Genomic DNA, 13,627 nt, shown 5'->3' with positions numbered 1-13,627 from the left:
GCCACTGAAACAAGCCAGCAAGCAGCAGCGCACAGTTAAAAAGACGTGGGAGAGGGGCCCGTCCTGGCCCCTTTAGGGCGGTTTGGGCGGCAAGCCCAAGGTTTTAACGTTGAAGAGTTGGCTGAAGCCACTATCACATCAAGTCTTCAAGCCGCTTATACAACTCCCTGAATACCTCTCGGCGGGCGCCATACGCGGTATGTCTCTGCGCGTCGGGTTGATGCACCTGTTCAAGCGGCAGTTCCGGCAGGAACTGCTCCACCGGTTTGCCCGGATTTTCGGCGATTTGTGCCAGTCTTGCCGCGCCCAGCGCTGGCCCGACGTCGCCACCCGTGCGGTATTCCAGCGTCTGACCGCTGATATCCGCCAGCATTTGCCGCCAGTAAGGGCTGCGTGCGCCGCCGCCGATAAGCGTTATGCTTTTCGGCTTCAGGCCGGTGGCATGTAACACATCCATGCCGTCGGCGAGCGCGAAACCGACGCCTTCCAGAACCGCGCGGGCGATATCCGCCGGACCGTGCTGGTGGGTCAGGCCGAAGAGGGTGCCTTTGGCATTCGGGTTATTGTGCGGGGTGCGTTCGCCGGAAAGATACGGCAGGAACCAGACCGGGGAATCTGCCGGTGGCGTGTTCTCTGCCAGCGCGATAAGTTCTGCAACAGAAGCCGTGCCGGTGAGGTTTGCGGCCCAGTCAAGACAGGAGGCGGCGCTGAGCATCACTGACATCAGATGCCAGGTGTCGGGTAATGCATGACAGAAACTGTGAACGGCCTGCTGCGGATTACTCAGGAACCCGTCGCTGACCGCGAAATAGACGCCGGATGTACCGAGTGACAACATCGCTTGTCCGGTTTTATATAAACCGACGCCGACGGCACCTGCGGCATTATCCCCACCGCCTGCGATGACGGGCACGCAATCCATGCCCCAGCGAGCGGCCAGTTCAGGCAGCAGCTGGCCGGTGATCTCATTGCCTTCAAACAGTGCAGGCATATGCTGACGCGTCAGGCCGGTGGCGGCGAGCATACTGTCGCTCCAGTCACGGTTGGCAACGTCAAGCCACATTGTGCCAGCGGCATCAGACATGTCGCTGGCAAAAACGCCGGTCATTAACAGACGCAGGTAATCTTTTGGCAGTAATACTTTGTCGATTTTGGCAAACAAGGCCGGTTCGTTTTCACGCAGCCAAAGCAGTTTTGGTGCGGTGAAGCCCGGCATCATCAGGTTGCCGGTAATACGGCGCGAATCAGGAACGGCGGCTTCCAGTTGCTGGCACTGGCTGAAACTGCGGCCATCATTCCAGAGAATGGCCGGACGCAGGACGTTTTGCCCGGCATCCAGCACGGTTGCGCCATGCATCTGCCCGGTGATCCCGATCGCTTTAACCTGTTTTAACGGGTGACGCGTCGAGAGTGCTGAAATGGCGTTGCCGGTGGCTATCCACCAGTCGGCGGGATCTTGTTCTGACCATAACGGGTGCGGGCGGGAAAGGGTTAACGCCTCACTGTGGCTGGCAACCACCTGACCCTCTTCACTGAGTAAAATCACTTTAACGCCAGAGGTGCCGAGATCTATACCGAGATACATACCAGATTCCTTTTTATGTCAGTAGGGGGTAACCCATTCATGCCTGCATAAATAAATAACGCCCTGCGAACCGGAGGCAGGCAGGGCGTAAATCATTGCTTATGCATTAACCAAACAGATAACGGTTAACCAGATTTTCCAGACGTTCCTGCTGGCCGCTCTGGTGCTGAGGATTGATCTCATTTTGCTGCGCCATGCTGCTGAGGGATTCCAGGGACATCTTACCTTGCAGAATTTGCTGGCCCAGTTCGGTATTCCAGCCGGCGTAACGCTGCGCAACGTGTTTATCCAGTTCACGGCTTTCAATCATTCGTGCTGCCACTTTCAGCGCCAGCGCCATGGTGTCCATGCCGCCAATATGGCCGTAGAACAGATCATATTTATCGGTGCTTTGACGACGGACCTTAGAGTCAAAGTTCAGGCCGCCGGTCGTGAATCCGCCCGCTTTGATGATTTCATACATGACCAGCGCATTTTCTTCAACGCTGTTTGGGAACTGATCGGTATCCCAGCCACATTGGGGATCACCACGGTTAGCATCAACAGAACCAAAGATCCCCAGCGCAATGGCATTCGCAATTTCATGATGGAATGAGTGACCGGCAAGCGTTGCGTGGTTTGCTTCGATGTTAACTTTGATCTCTTTTTCCAGACCGAATTGTTTAAGGAAGCCGTACACCGTCGCCACATCATAATCGTACTGATGTTTGGTTGGCTCCTGCGGTTTTGGTTCGATGAGCAGCGTGCCCTGGAAGCCGATTTTGTGTTTGTGCTCAACCACCATCTGCATGAAGCGACCCAGTTGTTCGCGCTCCTGACGCAGATCGGTATTGAGCAGGGTTTCGTAACCTTCACGGCCGCCCCACAACACATAGTTTTCGCCGCCCAGTTTCTGGGTGGCATTCATTGCATTGACCACCTGCGTCGCGGCCCAGCTGTAGATTTCCGGGTTCGGGTTGGTCGCTGCACCGGCACCAAAGCGCGGGTTAGAGAAGCAGTTCGCCGTGCCCCACAGCAGTTTCACGCCGGTAGCTTCTTGTTTCTGTGCCAGAACGTCAGTCATTACCGCCAGGTTATTAACGTATTCTTTCAGGGATGCGCCTTCCGGCGACACGTCCACGTCATGGAAGCAGTAATAAGGCACGTTCAGTTTTTTGAAGAATTCGAACGCCACATCGGCTTTGGCCTTGGCCAGTTCCAGTTCGTTACCCGGCTGCTGCCATGGGCGAACAAATGAGCCCGGGCCAAACATGTCGTTGCCGTTCCAGCAGAATGTGTGCCAGTAACAGGCTGCGAAACGCAGATGCTCAGCCATGGTTTTGCCGAGGATCACTTCTTCAGGATTGTAGTGACGAAATGCCAGCGGGTTAGTGCTGTTAGCACCTTCGTAGCGAACTGCATCCAGCTTGTCGAAATATGCGTGCATTGAAAAACTCCTTGAAAACGGGCCCAGCGGGACTGGGAGGCTGAGGCCCTATCTTCGGAGTTGTGACTTCTTCTAACAATTACGTTATTTCACACTCAATTTAATAGAATTATTAAATGTGCAGTAGATCGCATAATTAACCCCATTCATCTTGCTTTTCTCTGACTTTCGCGTGATGCCTCGATAATAAAATTACTAATCAGTGTCGAATTACAATCAAACCATGATCTTCATCAAACTTCCGGAAATAAACAAAAAATCATAACGCGGTGATTAAAATCTGCAATTGCCGATTAATTATTCAGCGACAACAATCCCTGTGTCATTTCTGTACGGTTTCTCTGTATCTGCCTCTTCTTATTCTTATAAAAGGTCTGAAAAATGAAAATGAATAAAATGATTCTTTCTGCCTGTGCTGCGTTGATATTGTTCAGCCAGACAGGCATGGCGAAAGAAATAAAAATAGGTATGGCGATTGATGACTTACGTTTAGAACGCTGGCAAAAAGACCGTGATATTTTTGTGGCTAAAGCCAAAACGCTGGGCGCCGATGTTTTTGTTCAGTCGGCAAACGGTAACGAAGAAACGCAGATGGCGCAGATCGAAAATATGATCAACCGCGGCGTCGATGTGCTGGTCATCATTCCTTATAACGGCGAAGTGCTGAGTAATGTTATCGCCGAAGCCAAGCGCGAAGGCATCAAAGTGCTGGCGTACGATCGCATGATCAACAACGCTGATATCGATTTTTACATCTCCTTTGATAACGAAAAAGTCGGGGAGTTGCAGGCTCAAAGCCTGGTGGAACGCGTTCCTCAGGGCAATTACTTCCTGATGGGCGGCTCGCCGGTGGACAATAACGCCAAGCTGTTCCGCGCCGGGCAGATGAAAGTGTTAAATCCGCTGATCAAAGACGGAAAAATCAAAATCGTCGGTGACCAGTGGGCTGACGGGTGGTTGCCGGAAAATGCGCTGAAGATCATGGAAAATGCGCTGACCGCCAACAACAACAAAATTGATGCGGTGGTGGCGTCCAGCGATGCCACTGCCGGCGGTGCGGTACAGGCCTTGTCTGCGCAAGGGCTGGCGGGCAAAGTGGCGATTTCCGGTCAGGACGCCGATCTGGCGGCCATCAAACGTATCGAAGCCGGAACTCAAACCATGACGGTCTACAAACCGATCACCAAACTGGCCAATGATGCGGCAGAAATTGCCGTGCAGTTAGGTAAGGGTGAAGCACCTAAATCTAACGCCACTTTAAATAACGGTAAAAAAGAAGTGCCTTCATTTTTATTAACGCCTATTCCGGTGGATAAAAATAATATTGAAAGCACGGTAGTGGCTGACGGTTTCCATAAAAAATCAGATCTTTAATTTCTCAATATTATCTATGAAAACAACACCTCTCATTCGGTGGTGTTGTTTTTATCAGGATACTGACTATGCCAGAACAATTTGAAAAATCACCGTTGCTGGAAATGCGTAATATCACTAAAAAATTCGGCGCGGTAAAAGCGGTCGATAATATTAGTCTTACTCTGTCTGCCGGGGAAGTGTTATCGCTGTGTGGCGAAAATGGCTCGGGGAAATCCACATTAATGAAAGTGTTATGCGGTATTTATCCCCAGGGCACTTATGAGGGCGAAATTTATTTCGCCGGTGAACGTCTGAGCGCGAAAGGCATCCGCGACACTGAACAAAAAGGTATTGCGATTATTCATCAGGAACTGGCGCTGGTGAAACAACTGAGCGTGCTGGAAAACATGTTTCTCGGCAACGAGTGGGGCCGTTATGGCCTGCTGGACACCGATAAAATGTATCTTCGCTGCCAGCGTATGCTTGCGCAGGTGAAGCTGGATATCGACCCTCATCAGCTGGTGGGCAATCTCGGATTAGGGCAACGTCAGTTGGTGGAAATTGCCAAAGCGCTGAATAAACAGGTGCGCCTGCTGGTGCTTGATGAACCCACCGCATCGCTGACCGAAAGTGAAACGGCCATTCTGCTGGATATCATCCGGGATCTGCGTCATCACGATATTGCCTGTATTTATATCTCCCACAAACTGACTGAAGTGAAAGCCATTTCTGACAAGCTCTGTGTGATCCGCGACGGCAGGCACATTGCCACCTGCAACGCGGACGGTACGTCAGAAAAGGAGATCATTTCCATGATGGTCGGCCGCGAATTAACGGAGCTGTTCCCGCCACGTCACCGGCAGATCGGTGCAGAGATTTTGCGTGTTGAAAACCTGAACGCGTGGCATCCGGTTAACCGTCACATCAAAAGAGTCGATAACGCCGGATTCACGTTGCGTCAGGGCGAAGTGCTGGGCGTTGCCGGGCTGGTTGGGGCAGGCAGAACCGAAATGATGGAGTGTCTGTACGGTGTCTATCCGGGGCGCTGGTCGGGGGATGTCTGGCTGGAAGGTCATCAGGTGCAGATCACGGACTGTCGTGATGCTATGCGTCGCGGGCTGGCGATGGTGCCTGAAGATCGCAAACGTGATGGCATTGTGCCGGTCATGGCCGTGGGCAGCAATATTACGCTGGCAGCGCTCAGTCAGTTCAGCAGCGGCGGTGTTTTGCGCGAGGCACAGGAGCAATTCACCATCAGCGAATCGGTGAAACAGCTAAAAATTAAAACGTCTTCATCCGAACTGGCGATCGGACGCCTGAGCGGCGGTAACCAGCAAAAAGCCATTCTGGCGCGCTGCCTGTTACTGAAACCCAAAATCCTGATCCTCGATGAACCCACGCGCGGTATCGACGTCGGGGCAAAGCATGAAATCTACAAGCTGATTGGTCAGCTGGCGGCGCAGGGAATGGCGATCATCGTGATTTCCTCGGAGTTACCCGAGGTGCTGGGGCTCAGCGACCGGGTGGTGGTGATGCATCTGGGACAGGTTAAAGCCTGTCTGGACAACAACAATTTAAGTCAGGAACAGGTCATGGAAGCCGCATTGAGGAGTGAAACGCATGTCTAAATTTCCCCAGCCAGGAACCCCCGCGGCTGCCACGCCGGTGGATAAGCCGGATGCCGTCTTTTCCCTGCAAAAGCTAAAAAATATTAACTTGCAGGTCTTTGTGATGCTGGCCGCCATTGCGGTGATTATTGTTTTTTTCAGCCTGACGACAGACGGCGCGTACATCAGCGCGCGAAACATTTCAAACCTGCTGCGCCAGACGGCGATCACCGGCATTTTGGCCGTCGGCATGGTTTTCGTGATTATCTCCGCAGAAATCGACCTTTCCGTCGGCTCAATGATGGGGCTGCTGGGCGGCGTGGCGGCCATATTTGACGTCTGGCTCGGCTGGCCGCTTCCGCTGACCATTGCGGTCACACTGGTGCTTGGCCTGTTACTGGGCGCATGGAACGGCTGGTGGGTGGCCTATCGCAAAGTGCCGTCATTTATCGTCACACTGGCCGGCATGCTGGCATTTCGCGGCATTCTGATTGGCATTACCAGCGGCACTACGGTGTCCCCGACCACGCCCGCGATGTCTTTAATCGGTCAGAGTTATCTGCCGGGTTCTTTTGGGTTTGGGATCGGTGCGGTGGCGCTGGCGCTGTTTATCGGCTGGCAGTGGCGCAGACGCAAACAACGCAGCGCGCTAGGGCTGCCGGTGGCGGCCGCCAGAACGGACGTGACCCGTCAGGCACTGACCGCCATTGTGGCACTGGGGGCGATTTATCTGCTCAACGATTACCGTGGCGTACCTACGCCGGTGCTGATCCTGGTCGCGCTGATGCTTGGCGGCATGTTTATGGCGTCACGCACGTCGTTCGGGCGTCGTATTTATGCTATTGGCGGCAACATTGAGGCGGCGCGGCTGTCGGGCGTGAACGTCGAACGCAGCAAGCTGGCGGTGTTTGCCATCAACGGGCTGATGGTGGCCATCGCCGGTCTTATCCTCAGTTCGCGTCTGGGTGCCGGTTCACCGTCGGCGGGTAATATCGCGGAGCTGGATGCGATCGCCGCGTGTGTCATCGGCGGTACCAGCCTGGCGGGCGGTGTCGGCAGCGTGGCCGGTGCGGTGATGGGCGCATTCATCATGGCGTCGCTGGATAATGGGATGAGCATGCTCGATGTTCCGACATTCTGGCAGTACATCGTCAAAGGCGCGATTTTGCTGCTGGCGGTATGGATGGATTCCGCGACCAAGCGTCGGGCATAAATACGGCGAGATATGCAGAATTTTCCGGCACTGACTAAGGGAAATCTGGTTTACCTCACATAATCACAATCCAGAATCCACAGATCTTCTGCCGTTGTGTTATTCAGCAACGCAATTAGCCTTGTTCCTCCGCGTGGGGGAACAAGGCTTTAGTCAATGTAATCATCGGTGAGAAACAGGCATGTTTGAAAAACGCTACAGGATTACGCTGCTCTTTAACGCCAATAAAGTTTACGACCGTCAGGTTGTGGAAGGTGTGGGCGAATATTTGCAGGCCTCACAAAGCGACTGGGATATCTTCATCGAAGAAGATTTTCGCTGTCGTATAGATAACATCAAAGACTGGCTGGGCGACGGCGTTATTGCCGATTTCGACGATCGCGAAATAGAGACGCTGCTTGAAGATCTGAAGGTGCCCATCGTCGGCGTCGGCGGTTCGTATCACCGGGAAGAGGATTATCCGCCGGTGCATTACATCGCCACCGACAACTTTGCGCTGGTGGAAGCCGCGTTTATGCACCTGAAAGAAAAGGGCATTAATCGTTTTGCATTTTATGGTCTGCCCGATACCGGCGGGAAACGCTGGGCGCAGGAGCGCGAGTACGCGTTCAGAGCCCTGGTGGCCTCCGAGCAGTATCAGGGTGTGGTGTATCAGGGGATGGAAACCGCGCCGGAAAACTGGCAACACGCGCAGAACAGGCTGGCTGACTGGGTGCAAACCTTGCCGCAGCAAACCGGCATTATTGCGGTCACCGATGCCCGCGCCCGCCACTTATTGCAGGTCTGTGAGCACCTCAACATCCCGGTGCCGGAAAAACTCAGTGTGATCGGGATTGATAACGAAGAGCTGACGCGCTACCTCTCGCGGGTCGCGTTGTCTTCGGTGGTGCAGGGCACCCGCCAGATGGGGTACCGCGCAGCGAAGTTACTGCATCAGCTGCTTGATCAGCGCGATTTGCCGTTGCAGCGCATTTTAGTGCCGCCTGTAAAGGTGGTTGAACGCCGCTCTACCGATTTCCGATCACTGCGTGATCCGGCGGTGATCCAGGCGATGCATTACATCCGTTACCACGCCTGTAAAGGGATCAAAGTGGAACAGGTGCTGGATGCCATTGGCATGTCTCGCTCAAACCTTGAAAAGCGTTTCAAAGATGAAACGGGGCAGACGATCCACGGTGTTATCCACGAAGAGAAACTCGACCGCGCCCGTAATCTGCTGGCGGCGACGTCGATCTCCATTAACGAAATCTCGCAAATGTGTGGTTATCCTTCACTGCAATATTTTTATTCGGTGTTCAGAAAAGGCTATGAAATGACGCCAAAAGAATACCGCAGCATTCATGGTGAAGGCGTTTATCAGGAGAGCTGAAACAGAAGGTTTGCATAAACTGCCCCGGTGCTTAATCAGCGCCGGGGCAGGGTAGAAGTGTTTTATAGGGTAATCACGAACTGGCGGTTACCGTGTTCAGGGGTGATCATCATCCCTTGCGCGGTGTCAGAGGCGCTGGCGAGATCGCAATGCTCTACCTGATGAATATTGCGCAGGCACAGCGTCCAGCCAGTGGCCTTACCTTCGCTGTTCAGCGTCAGCGTGTTGCCCGTGCGCTGAACTTTCAGGGTAAAGACCACATTCCCTTGCAGATCCGTAATCTGACTTTCAGCAATCACACCGTCTTCCAGCTCGAACAGATGGAATTGCGGCTTCTCGCTGTAATCGTAATCCGGTTTCTGATCATTGCTCCCCAGAGCGAGCAGCGTGTTGGGACGCACATACAGCGGCAGACTGTCGAAACCATGCTGCTGACGATGCCAGCGCGAACCTTCCGCGACGTCGTTGTTCAGCAGGTGCGTCCAGCGGCCTTGCGGAAGATAGAAATCCACATCGCCTTCTTCGCTGAAGACCGGCGCAACCAGAACGTTATCGCCCAGCATGTATTGCCTGTCCAGATAGTCACACGCCGGATCGTCCGGGAACTCCAGCATCATGGCGCGCATAACCGGCGTACCGTGGCTGGCGGCCTGCGCTGACGCAGGGTAGAGATACGGCATCAGGCGGCATTTGAGCTGCGTGAACTGACGTACCACATCGCAGGCTTCATCATCGTAGACCCAGGGTACCCGATAGGATTTGCTGCCGTGCAGGCGGCTGTGGCTCGACAGTAATCCGAACGCGCACCAGCGTTTGTAGATATGCGCCGGCGCAGTGTTTTCGAAACCGCCTATGTCATGACTCCAGAAACCAAAACCGGACAGGCCGATCGACAGACCTCCGCGCAGGCTTTCCGCCATTGATTCGTAGGTGGCGTAGCAGTCGCCGCCCCAGTGCACCGGGAATTGCTGCGCGCCGACAGAAGCGGAGCGTGCAAACAACACGGCCTCGGATTCGCCGAGTTTTTCCTGCAGCGTTTCGTACACCAGTTTGTTGTACACAAACGCATAGTGGTTGTGCATTTTCTGCGGATCGCAGCCGTCATGCCAGACGACGTCGGTCGGGATACGTTCGCCGAAATCGGTTTTGAAGCAATCGACGCCCATATCCACCAGGCGTTTCAGGTGCCCGGCGTACCATTCACAGGCCTGCGGATTGGTGAAATCGACAATGCCCATGCCGGCTTGCCATTTGTCCCACTGCCAGACGCGGCCATCAGGACGTTTGAGCAGATAACCTTTCTCTTTGCTTTCATGGAACAGCGGGGATTTCTGGCCGATGTACGGGTTAATCCACACGCAGATTTTCAGCCCGCGCGCCTTAAGGCGTTGCAACATGCCCTGCGGGTCAGGGAAGGTTTGAGGATCCCATTCGAAATCACACCACTGGAAGGCTTTCATCCAGAAGCAGTCGAAGTGGAAGACATGCAGCGGCAGTTCACGCTCTGCCATGCCGTCGATGAAGCTGTTAACCGTGGCTTCATCATAGTTGGTGGTAAACGAGGTGGTCAGCCACAGACCGAACGACCAGGCAGGCGGCAGCGCAGGGCGGCCGGTCAGACGGGTATAGCGGTCGAGAACGTTTTTCGGCGTCGGGCCGTCGATGACGAAATACTCCAGGTATTCGCCTTCCACGCTGAACTGAACTTTAGAGACTTTTTCTGAACCGACTTCAAAAGATACACATTCCGGATGATTCACTAACACGCCGTAGCCACGGTTGGTCAGATAAAACGGAATGTTTTTGTAGGATTGCTCAGTGCTGGTGCCGCCATCGCGGTTCCAGGTTTCAACGGTTTGACCATTTTTGACCAGCGCGGTGAAGCGCTCGCCCAACCCGTACACGGTTTCGCCAACGCCGAGATCCAGCCGCTCCATCATGTAGGTTTTCTGGCTGTTGCCGTCCTGAACGTAACCATTAGATTTTGCCACGCTGCCGGTAATACGACGGCCATTGCGCAGGAAATCCAGCGTCCAGTTGTTGCCTTTGGTCACACGCACCGACAGCGAACCGCTGTGTAACGCGGCAAACTCGTCGTTGTCTTCAAAGCGCAATTCCGGCGTATCCGACTGAATCAGCGGATAGTGCGGGCCTTTGTCTGCTTCGCCGTCAAAGTGAGTGATGCGCACGCCAATCACGCCGGTCTGCGGCGAGAAAAATCGCAGCGTAAACATTGGCGAATCAAGCTGGCTGGCGCGTTCAGACGCGTCTTTCGGCGCGGCGTAAATCACCATCTCGTTACCCGTTCTCTGCACTTCAAACACCTGTAACGGGTGCGTGAGTGTGAGTCCGTCCTGGATTAACCAGTTACCGTCACTAATTTTCAAGGTAAAACCCTCCTTTTACACTGCTTCCAATTCATTTCATAAATTCTTGCTGATTGCGGCGGATGCCCTGCGCGACTTCGTCGATGATGCGACGCAACAGCGGGGTGCGCAGAATGTAATAGCGTTTACAGATGATGGCGCTCAGCAGGTAGCAGATTGCCGGAACCAGCGTGAACAGCGCGACAATGCTGGTCATGGTGGCGCTGTTTTGGATGGCAGCGCCGGACTGATAACCCGAGCCTGCCAGCATCCAGCCGATCATGGCGCCGGCCAGTGCCAGGCCCAATTTCAGGACGAACAGGGTGCCTGCGAAGCTGATGCCGGTCAGGCGTTTGCCATCGTTCCATTCACCGTAATCGACGGTGTCGGACATCATTACCCATTGAATTGGCGTCACGAGTTGATGCAAAACGCCGATAACAAAGATGAAGATAAACATCAGGACGCTGCCGTTAACCGGCAGGAAGAACATGCACAGGCTGAGAACGGCCAGAATGGCATTGGTCCACCAGAAGACGCTGACTTTGCATTTCCAGTCGGTAAGCGGTTTTGCCAGCGCGCTGCCGAACAGGTTGCCGACGGAGTAAACGCCAAGGAACCAGGCGAACAGCACCGGATTGCCCAGAATGTAAGTCACGTAATACATCATTGCCCCGCCGCGCACGGCAACCGCCATGATGTTCAAAATGGTCAGCAGGCCGACAATACGCCACTGGTCGTTGTGCCAGATATCACGCAAATCTTCGCGCATGGTGCCGGTAGGTTTACCCGGATCGATACGTTCTTTCGTGGTGGCAAAGCAGATTGCCAGCATCACTGCCGCCACAATCGCCAGCACGGCGATGCCGCCCTGATAACCCACGGCCTGATTTTCCCCGCCGATGTAATTCACCAGCGGCATCATCAGTACGGTACTCAGCATGCCGCCTGCGGTAGCCAGTACAAAGCGGTAGGATTGCAGCGAGATGCGTTGTTCAGGATTGTTGGTGATCACCCCGCCCAGTGCGCAATACGGGATATTGACCACGGTGTACATCAGGGTCAGCAGAGTGTAAGTGATGGCCGCGTAAATCATTTTGCCAGTCATGCTCAGTTCTGGCGTGGTGTACGTAAACACGCAGACGATGCCAAACGGGATTGCGCCAAACAGCACGTATGGGCGGAATTTACCCCAGCGTGTGCGGGTACGGTCGGCCAGTAATCCCATGCAGGGGTCAGAGATCGCATCCAGTGCGCGTGCCAGCAGGAACATGGTGCCGACATAACCGGCCGGGATCCCGAAAATATCGGTGTAGAAAAACATCATGTACAACATGACATTATCAAAAATGATATGACTGGCAGCATCGCCTAATCCATAACCAATCTTTTCCTTGACTGAAAGGATTTCTGTACTCATTGCTTCAACGTCCATATGAAAAGGGAGAGTAAGGTTTTAACGGTTGGCGGGGGCTAGGGCTATTGAGATTTTTGCTTCTGAAATTATGTTTCTTTATTTCTGTGATCGCAGGGGGCAAAAGGCGGAAAGTTGAGCGGAGAACGGGTGAAAAAACCTCCCGTTTCGGGAGGTTTCAGAGGGTTATTTTTTGTACTTTGCTTCCAGCGTGGCAAACCACGGCGCGGTAAAATCTTCTGATTTTCCCCAGCCTGGAATAATTTTGCTCAATCCGGTCACGTTGATGCCGTCAGGCTGGCTCAGCAGCAGAGACTGCGGAATGGTCTGCGCCGGGAATTCATAGGTGGCTGGCGTTTTCTCACCGGCAATTTTCAGCGCCACGATGCGCAGGTTCACCGCGCCAATCAGCTGCGTATCCACCGCAGCGGTCATCTGCCACGGGCTGCCTTTTTCGCGCATCAGTTGCAGGTCCTGATTCGAGACATCAATACTGTAGAGTTTGATTTCAGTACGGCCATTTTCTTTCAGCGCTTTATAGGCACCCTGGCTGAATGCATCCCACGCACCCCAGATGGCATCAATCTGGCCTTTCGGGTATTTCGCTAAAATAGCCCCGACTTTGTTGGCGGTGTCGCCTTGTACGTCTGAGGACACGGCGCCGATAGATTCCAGCTGATGAATCCCCGGATTTTCTTTCAGAATCGCTTCATAGGTTTTCTGACGGCGTTCCATCGGCGGGAAACCGGCCACCCACAGTTTGACGATGTTGGCTTTGCCGTTGAAATCTTTCACCAACTGGCCGACGGAGGCTTTCGCCAGGGATGCGTCGTCCTGACGGGTTACCGTGACGCCGGGAATATTTTCCGGTACTTCGGTATCAAATGCCGAAACGGCAATACCCGCCGCCGCGATACGCTTGACCAGCGCCTCGGAATACGGGCCGCGCCCCTGCGAGAGAATGATGCCGTCATATTTCTGGCTGATGGCCTGATTGACGAAATCCTGGAATTTGGCGTCGTCGCCGTTACTCAGAAAAGTATCGACCTTGAAGCCGAGCGCGCGGCCTTGTTTGATGGCACCGGCCAGAAACTGAGTGGTGTTATCGTCAGAACCGAGGTTACGCACAATGGCGATACGCACCGGGCCATTATGTTGTGCAATCGCCGCCGGAACAGGGGCTGGCGTGGCATCCGCGGCGAATGCCGGGAGGGCGGAGAACAGGCTCAGTGCCAGTAAAGAGGCGGATATTTTTTTCATTATTTAACAACTCCGTCGGTGCGGCAGATGA

General features: G+C 54.0%; 9 protein-coding genes. 4 read left to right on the top strand and 5 right to left on the bottom strand.

Annotated features, from left to right (window positions below; all coding sequences use genetic code 11):
- Positions 1–133: 133 nt before the first annotated feature.
- Together xylB and xylA are read right to left on the bottom strand one after the other, a co-directional pair.
- Complete coding sequence (gene xylB, locus J1779_RS12395; RefSeq protein ID WP_217203898.1) at positions 134–1,585, bottom strand: xylulokinase; 1,452 nt, start codon at positions 1,583–1,585, stop codon at positions 134–136.
- Between the two features lie 106 nt (positions 1,586–1,691).
- Entirely contained in the window at positions 1,692–3,011 is a 1,320-nt protein-coding gene (gene xylA, locus J1779_RS12390) for a xylose isomerase (protein ID WP_056769763.1), read from the bottom strand.
- Positions 3,012–3,392: 381 nt separating this feature from the next.
- Here xylA and xylF point away from each other — a divergent pair, with 381 nt between their 5' ends.
- The 4 genes from xylF (at position 3,393) to xylR (ending at position 8,556) form a co-directional block, all read left to right on the top strand.
- On the top strand, positions 3,393–4,385 hold the full coding sequence (gene xylF, locus J1779_RS12385) for a D-xylose ABC transporter substrate-binding protein (RefSeq protein ID WP_217203897.1): 993 nt from the start codon (positions 3,393–3,395) through the stop codon (positions 4,383–4,385).
- 68 nt (positions 4,386–4,453) lie between these two features.
- Positions 4,454–5,995 carry a xylose ABC transporter ATP-binding protein gene (locus J1779_RS12380; RefSeq protein WP_056769766.1) on the top strand — a complete coding sequence of 514 codons (1,542 nt, stop codon included), beginning with the start codon at positions 4,454–4,456 and terminating at the stop codon, positions 5,993–5,995.
- Entirely contained in the window at positions 5,988–7,187 is a 1,200-nt protein-coding gene (xylH, locus tag J1779_RS12375; protein WP_122095009.1) for a xylose ABC transporter permease XylH, read from the top strand. Before J1779_RS12380 ends, xylH begins: the two co-directional genes overlap by 8 nt.
- 181 nt (positions 7,188–7,368) lie before the next feature.
- Entirely contained in the window at positions 7,369–8,556 is a 1,188-nt protein-coding gene (gene xylR, locus J1779_RS12370; protein WP_217203896.1) for a D-xylose utilization transcriptional activator XylR, read from the top strand.
- A gap of 62 nt (positions 8,557–8,618) precedes the next feature.
- Here xylR and yicI read toward each other — a convergent pair whose 3' ends face one another.
- From yicI to J1779_RS12355, 3 genes are all read right to left on the bottom strand, one after another.
- The gene (gene yicI / locus J1779_RS12365; protein WP_217203895.1) at positions 8,619–10,943 is read right to left on the bottom strand and encodes an alpha-xylosidase; all 2,325 of its coding nucleotides are present in this window, start codon (positions 10,941–10,943) and stop codon (positions 8,619–8,621) included.
- Between the two features lie 31 nt (positions 10,944–10,974).
- Positions 10,975–12,342, bottom strand: a complete 1,368-nt coding sequence (locus J1779_RS12360; RefSeq protein ID WP_056769772.1) for a glycoside-pentoside-hexuronide family transporter — start codon at positions 12,340–12,342, stop codon at positions 10,975–10,977.
- 180 nt (positions 12,343–12,522) lie between these two features.
- On the bottom strand, positions 12,523–13,596 hold the full coding sequence (locus tag J1779_RS12355; protein WP_217203894.1) for a sugar ABC transporter substrate-binding protein: 1,074 nt from the start codon (positions 13,594–13,596) through the stop codon (positions 12,523–12,525).
- Positions 13,597–13,627 lie beyond the last annotated feature (31 nt).

The organism is Rahnella rivi, from assembly GCF_019049655.1.
Lineage (GTDB): Bacteria > Pseudomonadota > Gammaproteobacteria > Enterobacterales > Enterobacteriaceae > Rahnella > Rahnella rivi.
Note: the sequence above shows the minus strand (reverse complement) of the source record. Positions and strands in the feature narration are given on the sequence as shown.